The sequence below is a fragment of the Flavobacterium quisquiliarum genome (assembly GCF_019308285.1).
GTDB lineage: Bacteria > Bacteroidota > Bacteroidia > Flavobacteriales > Flavobacteriaceae > Flavobacterium > Flavobacterium quisquiliarum.
Map to the genome: position 1 here is coordinate 45,792 of NZ_WWEM01000042.1, position 17,581 is coordinate 63,372.

A 17,581-nucleotide genomic window follows, 5' to 3' on the forward strand; every position below is an offset into this window, starting at 1 on the left:
TTTATGAATGATATTATTTCTCCCTCTATTCCAACTGATTTAAAATTAGCTAAAGAAGTTGTTTTTGACAAAGCACATTTGGAACTGACTAATCTTCAAAAAGAAGATGAAAGTGACGAATACAGTGCTTATCGTTTTCAAGTAAACAACAGTAAAATCTGTTATAGAGAAGCTAAAATTACTCCAACTAAAACAGGACAATTTGTTACTTTATGGAAAAGAAATCAATCAGGAATAATTGAACCTTTTGATCATTCGGACCCAATTGATTTTGTAATTGTGAGTGTTCGAAAAGATTTAAACTGGGGACATTTTATATTTCCAAAAAATGTACTCTTAGAGAAAAGCATTTTTTCAACTTCAAATAAAGAAGGAATACGAGCGACAAGAGTTTATCCGCCATGGGATGAAACTACGAGCAAACAAGCTCAAAAAACTCAAAAATGGCAATTAGATTATTTTATAATGCTTACTAATTCAAATGAAATTGATTTCAATCAATTGAAAAAAATCTTCGCATAGATTTTTAATAAAAAAGGCTTCCAAAATCTAGAAGCCTTTCTTTTACATTGAAATTATTTATTTCTTGATAATCTTATCTTTAAAAATAACCTTATTATTCTCTGAAACAGTATAGAAATAAACTCCCGACGCTAGATTATTAACCGAAACTACTGCTGTACTGATTTCTGATTCATTTTTAACACTTATTGGAGTTCCAATTGCTCGTCCGTTAAAATCATACAATCTAATTTTTAAGTCTCTTCCTTGTGTCGTTTTTACATCAAAGCTTACAAGATCAGTTGCTGGATTTGGATACGCTTTTACATAATATTTGTTTTTTCCAAAATCTGGAGTAGAAAGCACATCTTGTTTCAATTCGAAACGAGCAATTACAGGTGCATGATCTGAAGTTGTGCTTGTATAGTTTGCAATGTCATTTCTTGGATCATAAACTTGAATCGAATTAGTGATATATTGATCTGACAATTCATTAGAAACAATGATATGATCTAAGAAACTAGGTGGAGTAAAATTTAAATAAGTAACAGCTCCTAAGTGGCTAATGCCTAATGTCAATGGATTATAATTTGTAGTATCCTCCACATATTTTTCATATGACGAAGGTGTACTTGCATTTCCTACCCACGCTTTTACATCATCATTTAGATCTCCTAACAGAATTAAATTTGAGTCTGCATATTGAGAATCTAAAGCATCTTTTAAATATTCAACATCATATTTACGTTGGTTATATTCTTTTATACTTGTACCGCTATTGGCACGCGCATGAAGATCGATCAAAGTAATGTCTTTTTTAAATCCTCCAATATTAGTTTCTAATTCCACTACATAAGGCAAACGTCCAGATGAGAAAAAACTGTTATCATTCACTTCAGGAGTATCAGTACCAGGATAATTAGGCAAAACTAAAGTATTGTCTAGAACTTGATCATAAATTTCTTTAAACAATACTTTTGTGCTTTTTACAGAAGTTGTTTGCGTATTATAAAGCACAACTAATTTCTGAGGCGGAAACTTTGGATCAGGAAGTCTCCATGAATAAGACCATGAAGAACAAATTACTTTATCAAAAGTTTTTCCGTTCACATTTATTTTTTGAATTAAAACATCAATTGAAGGATCATCTGAAACTTCTTGAAGAGCATAAACATCTGCATTCAATTTATTCATCACTTTGGCTACATTCTCAATTTGTAATGGATCATTTACTGGACCAAATTCTTGTCCATTACTTCCCACTACATCTGTCCCAAAAAACGACACATTATAAGTCACTACATCAAAAGTATCAGCTTTAAGCCAAGAAGAAGCTGTAAATGCCCCTATTTGTTTATTTAACGAAGTTCCAGTAATGGTTAAAACACCAGAAATTATTGGTTCTTTTGTTGTTGGCGCAAATCTTGCGTAAATTGTTTTTCCTACCTTGGCATCTGCAGAAAAAACTACTACGTTTGAAGCAAATGAAACATTATCTAATGATAGTTGATACGAAGCTGGAGCCTGAATCGTAATATCATCATAACCTGCTGCTGTAAAAACAAAAGACTGGCTTGCTGAGAACGAATTTGGACTTACATCTGCAAAATCTAAAATTGGATTTGAGTCTACATATTTCGTTTCATTGGTAATAGCAAAATCATCAAAAGACCATTCTGCCGCATTACCACTTCCACCAGAAGCTGTTTCGTAAACCCAAGCTAAATAAATAGGGCTTGTTTTATAAGCAGTTAAATTTATGTATTCAGACTTTATATAGGTTTCTTTAATTTTTGGAAAACGTCCATCAAGCTCCGTCCATGTTGCTGTATTAGGGGCACTTACACCATCATAATCTGTAGAAACCATTAATTTTAAAGAGGGACCATCATAATATTGACGAGAATAAAAAGATAATAACGGAATTTGTGTAAAACTATCTAAACGTAATTTTGGTGAAATCAGCCAGTCTTTACTCGCTCCAGAATCAGAAAAACCATTCATAAGAACTGCACCCGTTCCTGAATTTATATTTCTTGCTTGAGTAGTGTGAGACCATTTGTTAGTTGGTCCAGCCTCATTGTATTGCGTCCATACATTCTTTAAAAGTACATTTGGATCATCAAAGTTTTGTACGAAAGGATTTATTCCATAAGCTGTTATAGTAACTGTTTTTGTTGCACCTCCAGTAGTTTCATGAGTGATTGAGCCCGTAAAACTGCCAATTGCAGCTGGAGTATATTTTACATAAACTGTTGGCGTTGCATTAGAAGCAAAATCAGCAGGAATGAATGTTAAAGAGGAGGAGAATGCAACCTTATCTTTTGAAATTAAAAAATCAGATTGAGCAGTAACCACAACATTCCCAGTAAGATTAGAAGCGCCTATTTGGTAACTTCTAATTACAGATTCATAATTTGGTTCAAAACCACCTAAATTTAATTCATCAACTGTTGTAGATATAGCAGGAGGAATAACACTTAATGTTGTAGCATCAACCTTATTTACTACTGTTTGAATATTCCCAACCTGATCTTCTGAAACAGAAAAAACAGAATACGTTGTCCCTAAACTTAAGTTTGAAAAAGTTTTTACATATTCCTGAGATGCATTTGTAATATCTAAAACTCCTGACTGTAAAGCTGAAGCTCCGTTTGAATCTTGACCCGCTTTTACTTGTACTGCCGTTGGTGCAGCACTTCCATTTGGAAGTAATACAAAATAGGTTTTTCCAATTTCATTTATTTTATTGATGAAATCAAAACCTTGCGCCAAGATATTATCTGTTTTTGGATAACCAGAAACATTTACTGGCGGATTTTGATCATTACTTTCTCTAACATCAATATCATCAATTGCAAATGATGGACGAGATCCTCCTCCTGAAACTTGTCTCGTAATCCATCTTATCTGAACTATTTCTTGATTGTTACATGCTGCAGGAAGCATTACCGTTATATGCTCACTTTGTAATGTGGCGCTTTCACTTGTTCGTGTAGTTGTATTATTTTGAAAATAAGTTCCATCCAATGTTATAAAGTTTCCTGTTACACCCACTCGATATTGTAAAGCCATTTCATTAATACGAGTATTTGTACCAGTACCATATGGATTACGAATTACCATTACATCATATTGCACCTCTATGTCAGTATTACCAGTAGTTTTTAAAGCCAGAGCTATACATTGATCAAGAAAATTCCCAGCATTTAAAAAACCAATTCTCTCATTAAAATTATAAATATTCCCTGATGCAGAAGTAGCTGAACCGCCAGCAGACATGGTTTTATCTGATAAAACTGTAGTAGTAAAAGATGAAGGTGTAGTTATAGCTGAGCTTGAAGGCGTGCTTGCATTCCAGCCTTGTATCCCAGCTGGATAATCTGCCGCTAAATTAGTAAATTCTTGTCTATAGGGTAAAGTCTGCGGCTCTGGCATCGTCTGTGCAAAAAGATTTCCAGAAACACAGCCAAAAAAACATAGTAAAGCCAAAAAAAGGCGTGATAAGTAAAGTTTTTTCATACGTTAAATAATAGAGTTTTAGAAGTCAAATTTATCTCCTTTAAAGTTAAGCCAATATTATAAAACCATAAACTTAATGGTTGATGTTTTATAAATATTACACAATAAACTTCAACATTACTTTAAATATACTAAAATAAAAACAACAAAAAGCAAAATATTCAAAACATAATTCAAAACAATCTCATCTCATCTCAATTTTCAAGAACACCATGTTTCCTACAAATGATGAGGTTTTAAAACAAAAAAGCAGTAAACTTTCGCTTACTGCTTCTTCATTAGTCATGTATTTATATAAAATATTATACCGCTGTATAACCTCCGTCGGCAATAATATAACTTCCTGTTGTGAATGATGATTTATCAGAATTTAAGAAAACTACCAATTCAGCAATTTCTTCGGCTGTCCCTAAACGATTCATAGCCGATTTTGCTGCGACAGCATTCATCATATCTTTATTTAAATTGTCTTTTAAAAGAGCTGTTTCAATATATCCAGGTCCAACAGCATTACAGCGAATGTTTTTCTGTGCATATTCAACAGCAATATTTTTGGTCAACCCCACAACACCGTGTTTACTTGCTGTATATGCTACGCTGTTTGGTGCTGCAACTTGTCCGTGAATAGAGGCAATATTAACAATACTTCCTCCCCCATTTTTTTCCATTTGTTCCAATTGATAACGGCACGCATAGAAAACACCGCTTAAATTCAACGCAATCACTTTGTCCCAAGCTTCTGGTTCATATTCTCCAGTTGGTTTTGCAGGACCTCCCATTCCAGCATTGTTGCAGGCGATGTCTAGTCGGCCGTATTTTGAAACTACAACCTCAACCATACGCTTGTTGTCACTTGCGCTTGACGAATCCCCTTTTACGAAAAAAGCTTCTCCGCCTTTTTCTTTTATAATTTTTACGGTTTCTTCACCGTGTTCTACGTTTATATCAGATACTACTACTTTTGCTCCTTCTCGGGCGTAGGCTTCTGCCACTGCGCGTCCGATTCCGGAACCTCCGCCTGATACAAAAGCTACTTTATTTTCTAAAAGTGCCATTTTATATATGTTTTTAAATTGATATCTTAAATTTACGAAGATATCCCAGCATTTTCAAGCTTTGACAAGAGTTTACAATAAGATTAACGCTTAGCGCTAATGTTATGTTATTTGATATTAAAATGACCGTTATTTCCTGAAAATTTCGTATTACTATTACTTGTCTTCATCCAATTTCATGTTGCCTCTGTCTTTATGACTTTCAGGGTTTGAATTCGGATATCGATTTGGCGTTATATCAGAATTACGGTCTTTGTTTTCTACTGTTTTTTTTGCCTCTTCATCTGTACCAACTCCTCTATTTGAATTTGGATTATCTGATGTTGTATTTGAAAGTTTGGTTTTGATATCTTCATTCTCGTTTCGGGCGCGATCTACTACCTTTTTATTTCCATCGGTATCAGTTACCACTTCTTTATTCAGTTTAGTATCTTTCAGTTCTTTATCGTGAGAAACATTTTTTCCTTTAGATTCATCAATGTTTTTCTGAGTACCGTTTATTTTTTTCGTTCCTAAATTATTCGTTTCCATGGCTTTATTTCTTTTACATTATACATTGATAATATTACGAATTCCAGCTATGAAAAAATTATGATTTCGTAATTCTTTTCTTTCATAATTGCCATCTGCTTTTTTTTATTTATTACCTTTATTCCACGCAACTTAACAACCTTACTTATGAGTTTCTTCAAAATCACAACCACCTGGTCTAATGCCGAATTTATTCTTATTAAACTTTGTATGGCTTCTGCCTATATTTTAATTGGAAGTTATTTTCATGATTTTTTCGACAATTATTATGCTGTTTTAATTGTCATTTTTATTATTACCGCAATTTGGTTTGTGTATCAGTGGTTAAAAAAAATGAAATCCCATTCAGACTTACCATATTAAATGTTCGCTTTTTATTTTATGAAAGAACTATCTTTGCAAAAAATTAAAAATGCACCGACACTTCATTCTTTTTAAACCTTACGGCTATCTGAGCCAATTTATTTATGAATTAAAAAGAAAGAAAAAGCTTTTGGGCGAATTACACAATTTCCCCGAAGGAACAATGGCAATTGGAAGATTAGACGAAGATTCTGAAGGCCTTCTTCTCCTGACGACCGACGGAAATATGAGTGAACTCGTGCGAAGCAAAAAAGTCGACAAAGAATACTACGTTCAGGTTGACGGATTAATTACGCCCGAAGCAATAGAACAATTGCAAAAAGGTGTCGAAATCGGACTTGACGGAGGAAAATATAAAACCAAACCCTGCAAAGCTTTTATCGTAAACGAAATTCCTGATTTTGGGGCAAGAGCTAAAAAAATCCGAGACGAACGTCATGGTCCAACTTCTTGGGCTTCGATTACAGTTAGAGAAGGAAAATTTCGTCAGGTCAGAAAAATGACCGCTGCAGTTGGTTTTCCAACCTTGCGTTTGGTTCGTGTACGAATAGGAAATGTATATTTGCAAAACTTAAAAGCGGGAGAAGTTCTTGAAGTTTCCGATTTTCAATTAGATAATTAGAAAATATGTCAATTTTATAATTTTTGAAAACTTATAACTTTTACCCCATAACTTATAACTTTAAAAAAAAATGCTAAACGTAGTTCTCGTAGAACCAGAAATACCTAATAATACCGGAAACATTGGAAGGTTGTGTGTGGGTACAGAAAGCCGACTTCATTTAATTCATCCTTTCGGATTTGTCATTAATGATAAAAACTTAAAACGTTCGGGATTGGACTATTGGGTACATCTTGATGTTACCGAATATCAAAACGTTGAGGAATGGATTGCACAGATTCCGGATCAGTCTCGTGTATTTTTAATGAGTTCCCATTCTGAAAAGTCGTATTTGGAAAATGAATTTCAGGATGGCGACTGGCTGGTTTTTGGAAAAGAGAGCGTTGGTCTAAGCAAAGAATTTATGGGGAGATTCGAAAATCATCTAACAATTCCGATGTCATCACTGATTCGTTCTTTTAATATTGCAAATTCTGTGGCTTTTGTGGTTGGCGAAGCTAAGAGACAAATTGGATTGAAGAAATAGTCAACTACATTCCTGCAAGGTTTTCCAAACCTTGTAGGTATTTGTTATTTTCCATCAAAATCTAAAATTTAAACCTACAAGGTTTGGAAAACCTTGCAGGAAGAGTTGAAATTAATTCACAATAAACTTTCCTTTTTCTGCATCAAAAATTATATGTTCGTCCTTGAACAAATTATTAAAACTACCATTCGAAATTAAATTACAAGGCTGGTCTTGGACAATGCTTTCAGGTGTCATAATAATCATTTCGTCACTTAACTGAATGGCCAGATCAATATCGTGAGTTGAAAACAAAATACATTTCTCAGTTTCTTGTGTTAGTTTCTTCAATAATTTAAATAAAGAAACTTTATGCAATAAATCCAAATGTGTTGTAGGTTCATCTAAAATAATCAGCGGAGTATCTTGTGCTAAAGCTCTTGCAATTAAGACTTTCTGCAATTGTCCGTCACTAATTTCGAAATGTTTTTTTGAAGCTAAATGTTCTATCTGTGCCAATTTCATCGCTTCATGAACTTTCTCAACATCTTCTTTTGACAAACTATCTACCCAATTGGTATATGGCTGACGCCCCAGCGCAACTAATTCAAAAACCGAAAGATTACTTGGAGGTAGTTTTTCTGTTAAAACTAAACTTAGATTTTGAGCCAGTTCTAAAGGTTTATAGTGTGATACTTCTTTTTCATTCAAGTAAACATTTCCTGATAACGGTTTCTGAATTCCGGTTATAGTACGAAGTAAAGTCGATTTTCCAATTCCGTTTGCTCCTATTAAAGTAATCAGCTTTCCTGACCCCAAATTTAAATTCAGATCTTTAGCAATGGTCGTAACACCTTTCTTGGATTTATATCCAATATTTAAGTTTGATGTTTTTAAAATGTTTTTCATTTTTTAAAAGATGCTAAGATTCTAAGATACTGAGGTTCTAAGTTTTTTATTTTGCCACAGATTAAGGGATTAAAATGATTAAAAAATCTGTGCAAATCTTTTTAATCTGTGGCAAAAAAATTATTGAAAATTTCTTTTCCTTACTAAAAGCCAAATAACAACCGGAGCTCCAATAATAGACGTTATAGCATTGATTGGAAGCGTAACTTCAAATCCTGGCATTTGCGAAACAATATCGCAAAACAACATTATAATCGAACCAAAAAATAAAGTGCTCCAAAATAACACGGTGTGATTGCTGGTTTGAAAAGTCAGTTTGGCAATGTGTGGCACTGCTAATCCAATAAAAGCGATTGGACCCGCAAAAGCCGTAATCGCTCCTGACAATATACTTGTGGCAAAGATGATTATTAATCTTGCTTGTTTAAAATTCAGTCCCATGCTTTTAGCGTAGTTTTCTCCAAGAAGCAATGCATTTAAAGGTTTTATACTTTTGGCACTTAAAAGCAACCCGATTCCAACGCAAGTTGTCAAAATACCAATTGTTGGCCATGAAAGATTTCCTAGACTTCCCATTGACCAGAAAGTGAATTTCTGAAGCTGTTCGGCTGTGCTGAAATAAGTAAGCACGCTTACAATTGCTGTGGTGAAGCTTCCAAACATTAATCCTACAATGAGAATAGCCATCGTGTCGCGCAATCTTTGTGAAACTATTAAAACCAAAAGTAAAACCAATGTACTTCCGGCTGTAGAAGCTAAAACAATTCCGTACGAAGACAAGGCAATTACACTTAAAAAAGAAGGCAGAAATCCTGCTCCTAAAATCACAAAAGCAACTCCTAAACTCGCACCAGAACTCAATCCTAAAACATAAGGGCCAGCCAGCGGATTACGGAATAAAGTCTGCATCAAAAGTCCGCTGATTGAAAGTCCGCTTCCAACCAAAACTGCAGTAATCGCTTTTGGCAGGCGATAATTTATAATAATATATTCCCAAGTTGATTTTGTCGCATGTCCTCCTGTTAAACTGGTTAAAACATCTTTTACAGGAATCATAACAGAACCTAAACTAATGCTTGCGAAAAACATCAGCAAAAGTCCCAACGCCAAAATGACAAATAAAATGGTATTTCGTTTTTTATTCGCCAATTTAGTTCAATTTTGATGCGAAAGTAAATTCGTAACCTGATAATAAATCAGGATGAAAAATTTTGATATAATCCTTTAAAACCAAATCCGGACGGCTTGGAGCCAATTCATAATAAACTGTACCTCCTTTTGCTCCCAATTTACCTTCGAAACTGTAAATACTTTTATTTTTAAAAGCATCAAATTCTCCATAATGTGGATTTGCTTTCTGTAATTCTTCTAAACTTTTAAATGAACCAGATGCAATCCAGATATTAGCCGTTTTCGCTTTATCCAAAACCTTTTCAAAAGATAAACCTTCGCTTCCAGTTCCTTTTAAATCAGCCCACAAATAATTGGCTTTTGCATCTTTCATAAACTCGGCAACCCAACTGTTTCCTTTAGCCACATACCAAACATCCTCATACATAGAACCGTATAAAACTTTTGAAGTTGCAGGTTTATCTGCCACCATTTTTTTCGCCTGATTATAACTTTGAACAATTTTATCAAAAAGTTCTTTTGCCTGCTCTTCTTTACCAAATAAAGCACCGTAAAGTTTAATCCACTCTGCTTTTCCAAGCGGAGATTGTTCCATCCAGTCGCCTTGGATTAAAACATTTAATCCGCTTTTTTTCAGATTATCCAACATTGGGTTATTGTTATCTACTCCAAAAGTGACAATCAAATCCGGAGATAATTCGATTAATTGCTCAATATTTAGTTTTTCATTTTGTCCAACGTTTTTCACAGAACCTTTGTCAATTAAAGCTCTGGTTTTTTCTGAAGAAATATAATCAGTGTGTGGAAAACCAACTAAATTATTTTCTACTTCCAACATTTCTAAAAAAGGAATATTAGTAGTTGAAGTTACCACAACAGAAGTTAACGGAACTTGAATTGTAGTATAACTTTGAAGGCTGTCCGGAACTTTTGCTTCTTTTTCTTTTAAAATGTATTTGAAATCTTTATTGGCATTTGGCCATGGATTTGAGACAGTTACAACGGAATAATCATCATATTTTAAGATAGAAAGTCCGCTCGCATATTCGATACTGTTTTTTGCGTCTTCAGTTTTTACAGTTTCCGTTTTTTCATTCTTCTTACAACCTGTCAGGATAAAAAAAGAAGCTACAAAAACCATTTTCGGTAATAAATGTCTCATGTTTCATGTTTTGGATAGTGACAAAGGTAAAGTATTTTATATTTTTTTTGTTTACCTTTATTCTTACAAATTTAAACAATTGTATCTTTACAACATGAATACCACAAAAATGAAAATTTGCTCAAGCTGTGAATCTGAATTCAGCTGTGGAGATATATCTGTAGAAAAAAAATGCTGGTGCAACGACTACCCGCCCATTTTTTCTCTTTCTGAAGGAGGAGATTGCCTTTGTCCAACATGTTTTAAAGAAGCGTGTGAAGACAAAATTGATGCTTATGTAGAAACCATAAACCCATCAAACGCTCCTAAAAACAAAGCTATTTCCTTACCCAAAACAAACACATTAATTGAAGGTATTGATTATTATATTGAAAATGGAAATATGGTTTTTAAAACCTGGTACCATTTAAAAAGAGGAACCTGCTGTGGAAATAACTGCCGACATTGTCCTTATTAAAAGTAATTTAGGTTAAGAGTTATATGTTATGGGTTGAAAAACTCTTCGTTATCTTTGTCTCACAGTCCAACACTTAACCCATAACTTTTAACTTATAACTTCCCTAAAAAAATGATTTATCTAATTACTGGCGGCGAACGCTCTGGAAAAAGCAGTTATGCACAAAACTTAGCCTTAACACTTTCCGATAATCCAATATACGTTGCAACTGCGAGAAAATGGGATTCTGATTTTCAAAACCGAATTGACAGACATCAGCAGGAAAGAGACGAATGTTGGACGAATATCGAAGAGGAAAAATATTTAAGTAAAATTGATTTTTCCGGAAAAACAGCTTTAATAGATTGTGTTACACTTTGGTTGAATAACTTTTTTGTGGATACTAAAAATGATGTTCAACTAAGTTTAGAAGAAGCCAAAAAAGAATTCCTTGCCATTGCCAATCAAGAAAACGCTAATATCATTATTGTAACAAATGAAATCGGAATGGGAGTTCATGCAGAAACTCATATTGGAAGAAAATTTGTAGAACTGCAAGGCTGGATGAATCAGTTTCTGGCGTCAAATGCTAATGAAGTGGTTCTGATGGTTTCTGGAATTCCAGTGAAAATTAAGGGTTGATGAAATTCAATGACAATATCAAAAAACAAATTCTAAATTTTTAAATTTCAAATTCCAATATCGTGGAGTATCTTTACATAAAGTGAAAATTGATATTTATATTGATTTTTGAAATTTGAAATTTATGAGCAATCTAGACGAAATACTAAAATCACGCCGAGACACCCGACATTTTACACCTGATGACGTTCCTGATGAAGTAATTCAGAAAGCTTTGCAGGCTGGTCATTGGGCGCCTTCTGTGGGGTTAACTGATGCGACTAGATATTTTCTCATCAAATCTAATGAAGTTAAAACCTCGATTAAAAAGCTGTTTTTAGATTATAACAAAAAAGCGGCTGAACTTACCGATAACGAGGAACAAAAAGAATTATATTATTCGCTTAAACTCGAAGCTATTGAAGAAGCGCCAATCGGACTTATTATTGCTTACGATCGTTCGGTTTTGAATCAATTTACGATTGGAACAATCGGCAGTAACGAAGCTGTAAAATTCAGTTCCGTTTGTGCAGCACAGAATATCTGGCTTTCGCTAACAGAACAAGGTTACGGCATGGGCTGGGTTTCGATTTTGAATTACTACCAATTTAAGAAAATCCTCGATTTACCTGAAAATATAGAACCGCTGGGTTATTTCTGTATCGGAAAACCGGCGACGAATTATAATAATCAACCAATGTTGCAGCAATTGCATTGGAAGCAAAAATCAGAAGCTCCAATCTGCAAAGAGATTTCGGAAATTCATAAAATAAGCATTGCTGATTTTGGGTTAAACACAAAAACTGAAAGCGAAAATAAAATTGATTTTCAAAAGCTTTTACAAGAAAAAATAGATTCAAAAACAAAACCTATTGGTTCACTGGGAACTTTAGAAACCTTAGCTTTTCAAATAGCAACTGTTTTTGAAACTTTAAATCCAAAAATCACCAATCCCAACATTGTAGTTTTTGCAGCAGATCATGGAATTGCTAATCACGGTGTAAGCGATTATCCACAAGATGTGACACGTCAAATGGTCAACAACTTTTTGGAGGGCGGAGCGGCAATAAATGTTTTCTGCAAACAAAACGATATCAAATTATCGATTGTTGATGCTGGTGTAAATTATGATTTTCCAACTAATACAAAATTAATAGATTGTAAAATTGCAAAAGGAACTCAGTCTTTTCTTCATGTTCCTGCTATGAGCGAAACTGAAGTGCAATTGTGTTTTGAAAAAGGAAAATCTATAGTCGAAACTATTTCAAAATCAGGTTCAAATTGTATTGGTTTTGGCGAAATGGGAATTGGCAATACCTCAACAGCTTCTATTTTGATGAGTCTTTTAACTGGTTTACCTATTGAAGAATGCGTTGGAAAAGGAACGGGAATTTCAGACGAAAAATTAATTCAAAAGCAAAACATTCTAAAAAAAGCAATTGAAAGTTATTCCGGTCAAGCGGAATTATTGTCACATCTTTCTTATTTCGGAGGTTTTGAAATTCTTCAAATGGCTGGCGGAATGCTTTCTGCTTTTGAAAACAAAATGCTTATTCTAATTGATGGTTTCATTTGTACTGTAGCCTATCTAATTGCTTCTAAAATCAATCCTAACATTAAAAATAATGCTGTTTTCTGTCATTGTTCTGTTGAAAAAGCACATGTAAAACTGCTTGAATACCTTGAAGCTAAATCTATTTTAAATCTTGATTTGCGTTTGGGAGAAGGAACCGGCTGTGCTGTAGCTTTTCCTATTTTAAAATCGGCTGAGGCTTTTTTGAATGAAATGGCTAGTTTTGAAAGCGCGGGAATAAGTAGGAAATAACTTTCTTTTTATTGTTAATAGTTTTTAAATTTGAATCAAACTTGAAATAATTTTAAAACTATTTATCTATGCCATTTACTAAAATCTATGTTCATTGTGTTTGGAGTACCAAAAACAGATTTCCATTTTTGAATTCAGTCGATTTACGTGAAAAAGTCTGGAATCATATAAAAGAAAATGCCTTAAGAAAAGATATTTATCTAGATTTTATAAGTGGCTATTCTGACCATTGTCATTGTCTAATTTTACTAGGAAACGATCAGACAATTCAAAAAACAATACAATTATTAAAAGGAGAATCTTCTTATTGGATCAATAAAAATCAATTAACAAATAATAAATTTGAATGGCAGGATGAATACTTTGCAGTTTCTGTTTCACAATCAATTGTAGATAAAGTTCGAGATTACATCAAAAATCAGGAAGAACATCATAAAAAGAAAACATTTCAAGAGGAATATGATGAGTTTATGATTAAGTTTAGCTTTAAACATACTTAAAAAAAGTTTGGCTAAAGCCTTTATCTTTACCTATAAACCAACCAACATCTAAAGATGCTGGCAACTCAAACTATAAAATCCTCCATTTTTAGAATTTTTCTTCTTTGAATTGCCTCCAGATTTATCTGGAGGTCACAAATTTATTCACATAAATAGGCTTTAGCCAAATAATTACATTCCAAACAACAAATTAATTATCACCATATTTAAAACATCTATGAAAGTATTTACTCTATAAAGAATTCCAGCTAAACAACTTAAAGAGTTTGGCTGAAGCCTTCATCTTTGTCTACAAACAAACCAACATCTAAAGATGTTGGCAACTCAAATTGTGAAATTATTTATATTTTTTTATAATTTTCTTCTTTGAGTTGCCTCCAGATTTATCTGGAGGTTATAAATTTGGAAGATAGAAAGCCTTTAGCCAAACAACTAAAAACTAAATGAAAAAAGAACTCCATATTTTTTTTACCTGTTTAATGTTTTACACCCGAATCCCCTGTCCAAAAAACATTACACATCATCCAGATTATTTAAACAAAGCAACCAGATATTTTCCTTTTATCGGATGGATTGTTGGAAGTATTTCTTTTATCATTTATTCTCTATTTGCTCTGTTTCTTTCTACAGAAACGGCTGTTATTTTTTCAATTATCATTTCAGTTCTTACAACAGGAGCTTTTCACGAAGACGGATTTGCGGATGTCTGCGATGGTTTTGGCGGTGGCTGGACAAAAGAAAAAATCCTCATGATTATGAAAGACAGTGCAATCGGTGCGTATGGAGCAATTGGATTGGTTTTACTTTTTCTACTAAAATTCAAACTGCTTTCAGAATCTATTTTGCTATTTCAAGTTTATGATTCGATGGCAATATTCAAAATTTGGCTTTTGTTTATTTCTGCTCATTCCTTGAGCCGTTTAGCTGCAATTAGTATCATTTTTACACATGAATATTCTCGTCAAGATGCTTCGAGCAAAAGCAAACCCATTGCCAAACAATTTACCTGGAAAGAAGTTTTTGGATCATTCTTTTTTGGGTTGATTCCTTTACTTGTATTTTCTTATTTAGATCCTAAAGTTCTATTTTCAGTTATTCCAGTTTTCATAACAAGATATTTTTTAGCAAAATATTTCCAAAAATGGATTGATGGCTATACTGGAGATTGCCTTGGTGCCACACAGCAGGTTTGTGAAGTTATCTTTTACTTAAGCATTTTATTTTTATGGAAATTTATCTAGTCCGCCATACTGAAACCATTTGCGAAAAAGGAATCTGCTACGGACAATCGGATGTTGCTATTGCGAAACCTTTTGATGAAGTTTTCAGTAAGATTATTTCTGAATTGCCTTCTGAAGCCTTGATTTTTTCTAGTCCGTTAAAACGCTGTGTGATTTTAGCTAAACATATTCAAGAAAATATAAAGGTAATTTCTTATCAAGAAGACAAACGTTTAATGGAAATGAATTTTGGGGATTGGGAATTAAAAAACTGGAACGAAATTCCGCCAGAAGAACTCAATCCGTGGATGGAAGATTTTGTCAATCTTAAAGCGACAAATGGCGAATCTTTCACGGAATTACACGAAAGAGTTGGCGATTTTTTATCTGAAAAAATTTCTAAAATAAAACAACCGATAGTCATTGTTGCACACGCAGGAATCATTAGAAGTATTTTATGTCATCAAACTTCATTACCTTTAAAGGAAGCATTTCAGAATAAAGTAGATTTTGGACAAGTTATAAGAATCGAATTATAAATTTCTCATTTGTTTCACTTTTAAGGCTGAATAGTGAAACAAATTTGAATAATCCGTATTTTTAACTTTATCTTTGCGGCAAAATAAGGTTGTGTTTTGATAAACACATTAAAAGGGAATCAAGTAAAATCTTGAGCTGTACCCGCAACTGTAAGCTAAGTTCTTAAACGAACGCTTGTTGTAAACTGCAAAGCCACTGTCACGCCCTGCGTGATGGGAAGGAAAACAACAAGACGCAAGCCAGGAGACCTGCCTTTATAACCAAATTATCGAACTCTCGGGAAAAAGAGTGAAGAAATTATGACTATAAAATTAAAGGTTGCTTTTTGTTTTCTATTGTTGTGCCAGATTTCTTTGGCGCAGAATGATTCTATTAATAAACTGAAAGAAGTTGTCGTTTCCGATTCAAATCTTAAAAATTTCTCGAATACGCAGTCGATTCAACGTTTGAATGATTCTATCATAAGCAAAAATCAATCTTCATTAACTTCGCTTTTAAATTACAATACTGTATTATATTTTAAAGAAAATGGATTAGGAATGACTTCTGCTCCTTCTTTCAGAGGAACAACTTCGCAACAAACTGTAGTGGTTTGGAACGGTATAAATGTAAACTCTCAATTATTAGGACAAGCAGATTTCAATACCATTTCCACACGTGGCTTTAATTCAATTGATGTAAAAGCTGGAGGAGGAAGTGTTGTTTATGGAAGTGGTGCCATTGGAGGAACGATCCATTTAAACAATGATTTAAAATTTGCTGATACATTCAAAAATGATTTTCAAATCTATTATGGAGAGTTTAATACTTTAAGTGCTGTTTACGGTATTACAGCAGGAACTAAAAAATGGAGTTTTGATGCAAGTTTTACCAGAAACAGCTCTGACAACGATTTTAGATTTGTGGGGCAAGAAGTATGGAATAAAAATGGTCAATACTACAATAACACTCTTGATGCCGCCGTAGGTTACAAAATAAATGATAAAAACAGTATCAAATTTTACAGCGAAATATTTGATGGCGAAAGGCATTTTTCGCTCACTACTCCAAATCAAACCAAAACCAAATACCAGGATTATAATACACGCAACTTACTAACTTGGAGCAGTTCGTTTAGTAAATTCGACTCCAATCTAAAGCTTGCTTATATTTCTGAACATTATAATTATTATGAAGATATTAATCGGGACGGACATACTTCTGGAGGCGTGAAAAGCTTTATAGGAAAGTATGATCTCGATTATACCATATCTTCTAAAATGAAAATAAGTACCATTTTAGATTATACCAGAAATGATGGCAATGGTTCTGGAATTGGACAAAGCATACGCGAAATTGGAGGCGCAAGTCTTTTGTGGAAACATACGCTTACAGATAAATGGAATTATGAAATGAGCGCTCGAAAAGAGGTTTCAGATGCTTACAAAAGTCCTGTTCTTTTTTCTGTTGGTTCGCGATATGATTTTTCAGATTTTTATAAACTTAAATTTAATTTTTCTAGAAACTTCAGAATTCCAACATTTAATGATTTATACTGGGAAGGAAGCGGAAATCCTGATTTAAAACCAGAAAGTTCTTTTCAGGCAGAAATAGGGAATGAATTTAAATATAAAAATCTTCGCCTGACGATTACAGCGTACGGAATGAAGATTAAAGATATGATTCGATGGTTGCCAAATAGTTCCGGAAATTGGATACCCGAAAACACTGACAGAGTCACTATCTATGGTGCCGAAGCACTTTTAGGATGGAAAAAAAGCTTTAATAAACATACATTCGATTTTAACGGAACTTATGCCTACACGGTTTCACTAAACGATAAAACAGACAAACAGCTTTTTTATGTTCCTTATCATAAATTAACAGGTTCTGCATCTTATTATTACAAGAAACTTTCGGCCTATTACCAAATTATGTACACAGGAGAAGTTTTTACAACATCTGATAATAATCCAAAATACATACTAGACGCTTACAATGTTTCTAACATAGGTGTTGACTATAATTTCAGCAAAAAAAACATTTTCAAACTAGGCGTAAAAGCAGCCAATCTTTGGAACGAAAAGTATGAAGCACTTCCTAACCGCTTTATGCCGGCACGAAATTTAACCATTTATTTAAACCTTAATTATTAATAA

Annotated in this window: 17 protein-coding genes and 1 riboswitch; of the genes, 11 read left to right on the plus strand and 6 right to left on the minus strand. The window is 33.4% G+C overall.

The genetic code is table 11. The features are described 5' to 3' along the window. Positions 1-3: 3 nt before the first annotated feature. Positions 4-522 carry a MepB family protein gene (locus GSY47_RS25435; RefSeq protein WP_179006498.1) on the plus strand — a complete coding sequence of 173 codons (519 nt, stop codon included), beginning with the start codon at positions 4-6 and terminating at the stop codon, positions 520-522. A 57-nt stretch (positions 523-579) separates the two neighbouring features. On the opposite strand, the gene GSY47_RS25440 is transcribed toward GSY47_RS25435, so the two are convergent. The 3 genes from GSY47_RS25440 to GSY47_RS25450 all read right to left on the minus strand — a co-directional run bounded on the left by GSY47_RS25440 (position 580) and on the right by GSY47_RS25450 (position 5,609). Beyond that, entirely contained in the window at positions 580-4,023 is a 3,444-nt protein-coding gene (locus tag GSY47_RS25440) for a T9SS-dependent choice-of-anchor J family protein (RefSeq protein WP_179006500.1), read from the minus strand. A 302-nt stretch (positions 4,024-4,325) separates the two neighbouring features. Then, the gene (locus GSY47_RS25445) at positions 4,326-5,078 is read right to left on the minus strand and encodes an SDR family NAD(P)-dependent oxidoreductase (protein ID WP_179006502.1); all 753 of its coding nucleotides are present in this window, start codon (positions 5,076-5,078) and stop codon (positions 4,326-4,328) included. 156 nt (positions 5,079-5,234) lie between these two features. Beyond that, on the minus strand, positions 5,235-5,609 hold the full coding sequence (locus GSY47_RS25450; protein ID WP_179006504.1) for a hypothetical protein: 375 nt from the start codon (positions 5,607-5,609) through the stop codon (positions 5,235-5,237). 147 nt (positions 5,610-5,756) lie between these two features. Here GSY47_RS25450 and GSY47_RS25455 point away from each other — a divergent pair, with 147 nt between their 5' ends. From GSY47_RS25455 to GSY47_RS25465, 3 genes are all read left to right on the plus strand, one after another. Next, the gene (locus tag GSY47_RS25455; RefSeq protein WP_179006506.1) at positions 5,757-5,972 is read left to right on the plus strand and encodes a hypothetical protein; all 216 of its coding nucleotides are present in this window, start codon (positions 5,757-5,759) and stop codon (positions 5,970-5,972) included. A gap of 49 nt (positions 5,973-6,021) precedes the next feature. Continuing rightward, on the plus strand, positions 6,022-6,594 hold the full coding sequence (locus GSY47_RS25460; protein WP_179006508.1) for a pseudouridine synthase: 573 nt from the start codon (positions 6,022-6,024) through the stop codon (positions 6,592-6,594). A 70-nt stretch (positions 6,595-6,664) separates the two neighbouring features. Then, a complete protein-coding gene (locus GSY47_RS25465; protein ID WP_179006510.1) occupies positions 6,665-7,120 on the plus strand; it encodes a tRNA (cytidine(34)-2'-O)-methyltransferase in 456 nt (151 codons plus the stop codon). Positions 7,121-7,231: 111 nt separating this feature from the next. On the opposite strand, the gene GSY47_RS25470 is transcribed toward GSY47_RS25465, so the two are convergent. From GSY47_RS25470 to GSY47_RS25480, 3 genes are all read right to left on the minus strand, one after another. Continuing rightward, positions 7,232-8,008 (minus strand): ABC transporter ATP-binding protein, encoded by a 777-nt coding sequence (locus GSY47_RS25470; protein WP_179006512.1) that lies wholly within the window; start codon positions 8,006-8,008, stop codon positions 7,232-7,234. A gap of 120 nt (positions 8,009-8,128) precedes the next feature. Then, complete coding sequence (locus tag GSY47_RS25475; RefSeq protein WP_379786842.1) at positions 8,129-9,157, minus strand: FecCD family ABC transporter permease; 1,029 nt, start codon at positions 9,155-9,157, stop codon at positions 8,129-8,131. 1 nt (position 9,158) lies between these two features. Beyond that, positions 9,159-10,301: an ABC transporter substrate-binding protein gene (locus GSY47_RS25480; RefSeq protein WP_179006514.1), complete on the minus strand. Its 1,143-nt coding sequence runs from the start codon at positions 10,299-10,301 to the stop codon at positions 9,159-9,161. 109 nt (positions 10,302-10,410) lie between these two features. Between GSY47_RS25480 and GSY47_RS25485 the strand changes: the two genes are divergently transcribed. The 7 genes from GSY47_RS25485 (at position 10,411) to GSY47_RS25515 (ending at position 17,578) form a co-directional block, all read left to right on the plus strand. Continuing rightward, positions 10,411-10,758: a DUF5522 domain-containing protein gene (locus GSY47_RS25485; protein WP_246611391.1), complete on the plus strand. Its 348-nt coding sequence runs from the start codon at positions 10,411-10,413 to the stop codon at positions 10,756-10,758. Positions 10,759-10,869: 111 nt separating this feature from the next. After that, positions 10,870-11,379 carry a bifunctional adenosylcobinamide kinase/adenosylcobinamide-phosphate guanylyltransferase gene (cobU, locus tag GSY47_RS25490; protein WP_179006518.1) on the plus strand — a complete coding sequence of 170 codons (510 nt, stop codon included), beginning with the start codon at positions 10,870-10,872 and terminating at the stop codon, positions 11,377-11,379. Positions 11,380-11,503: 124 nt separating this feature from the next. Then, complete coding sequence (cobT, locus tag GSY47_RS25495) at positions 11,504-13,183, plus strand: nicotinate-nucleotide--dimethylbenzimidazole phosphoribosyltransferase (protein WP_179006520.1); 1,680 nt, start codon at positions 11,504-11,506, stop codon at positions 13,181-13,183. 68 nt (positions 13,184-13,251) lie between these two features. Beyond that, entirely contained in the window at positions 13,252-13,683 is a 432-nt protein-coding gene (locus GSY47_RS25500; RefSeq protein ID WP_179006522.1) for a transposase, read from the plus strand. A 443-nt stretch (positions 13,684-14,126) separates the two neighbouring features. Next, complete coding sequence (locus tag GSY47_RS25505; RefSeq protein ID WP_179006524.1) at positions 14,127-14,924, plus strand: adenosylcobinamide-GDP ribazoletransferase; 798 nt, start codon at positions 14,127-14,129, stop codon at positions 14,922-14,924. Beyond that, entirely contained in the window at positions 14,909-15,442 is a 534-nt protein-coding gene (gene cobC, locus GSY47_RS25510; protein WP_179006526.1) for an alpha-ribazole phosphatase, read from the plus strand. Before GSY47_RS25505 ends, cobC begins: the two co-directional genes overlap by 16 nt. A gap of 69 nt (positions 15,443-15,511) precedes the next feature. Then, a riboswitch (cobalamin riboswitch) is annotated at positions 15,512-15,713 on the plus strand. A 29-nt stretch (positions 15,714-15,742) separates the two neighbouring features. Further along, a complete protein-coding gene (locus GSY47_RS25515) occupies positions 15,743-17,578 on the plus strand; it encodes a TonB-dependent receptor plug domain-containing protein (RefSeq protein ID WP_179006528.1) in 1,836 nt (611 codons plus the stop codon). The last annotated feature ends 3 nt before the right edge of the window (positions 17,579-17,581 follow it).

Excerpts from the sequence above, each read along its gene's own strand:
- GSY47_RS25445 (WP_179006502.1), bottom strand. The coding sequence starts at position 5,078 with ATGGCACTTTTAGAAAATAAAGTAGCTTTTGTATCAGGCGGAGGTTCC.
- GSY47_RS25480 (WP_179006514.1), bottom strand. The coding sequence starts at position 10,301 with ATGAGACATTTATTACCGAAAATGGTTTTTGTAGCTTCTTTTTTTATC.
- cobU (WP_179006518.1), top strand. The coding sequence starts at position 10,870 with ATGATTTATCTAATTACTGGCGGCGAACGCTCTGGAAAAAGCAGTTAT.
- GSY47_RS25505 (WP_179006524.1), top strand. The coding sequence starts at position 14,127 with ATGAAAAAAGAACTCCATATTTTTTTTACCTGTTTAATGTTTTACACC.
- GSY47_RS25485 (WP_246611391.1), top strand. The coding sequence starts at position 10,411 with ATGAAAATTTGCTCAAGCTGTGAATCTGAATTCAGCTGTGGAGATATA.
- GSY47_RS25455 (WP_179006506.1), top strand. The coding sequence starts at position 5,757 with ATGAGTTTCTTCAAAATCACAACCACCTGGTCTAATGCCGAATTTATT.
- cobT (WP_179006520.1), top strand. The coding sequence starts at position 11,504 with ATGAGCAATCTAGACGAAATACTAAAATCACGCCGAGACACCCGACAT.
- GSY47_RS25515 (WP_179006528.1), top strand. The coding sequence starts at position 15,743 with ATGACTATAAAATTAAAGGTTGCTTTTTGTTTTCTATTGTTGTGCCAG.
- GSY47_RS25500 (WP_179006522.1), top strand. The coding sequence starts at position 13,252 with ATGCCATTTACTAAAATCTATGTTCATTGTGTTTGGAGTACCAAAAAC.
- GSY47_RS25450 (WP_179006504.1), bottom strand. The coding sequence starts at position 5,609 with ATGGAAACGAATAATTTAGGAACGAAAAAAATAAACGGTACTCAGAAA.
- GSY47_RS25440 (WP_179006500.1), bottom strand. The coding sequence starts at position 4,023 with ATGAAAAAACTTTACTTATCACGCCTTTTTTTGGCTTTACTATGTTTT.
- GSY47_RS25460 (WP_179006508.1), top strand. The coding sequence starts at position 6,022 with ATGCACCGACACTTCATTCTTTTTAAACCTTACGGCTATCTGAGCCAA.
- GSY47_RS25470 (WP_179006512.1), bottom strand. The coding sequence starts at position 8,008 with ATGAAAAACATTTTAAAAACATCAAACTTAAATATTGGATATAAATCC.
- GSY47_RS25465 (WP_179006510.1), top strand. The coding sequence starts at position 6,665 with ATGCTAAACGTAGTTCTCGTAGAACCAGAAATACCTAATAATACCGGA.
- GSY47_RS25435 (WP_179006498.1), top strand. The coding sequence starts at position 4 with ATGAATGATATTATTTCTCCCTCTATTCCAACTGATTTAAAATTAGCT.
- cobC (WP_179006526.1), top strand. The coding sequence starts at position 14,909 with ATGGAAATTTATCTAGTCCGCCATACTGAAACCATTTGCGAAAAAGGA.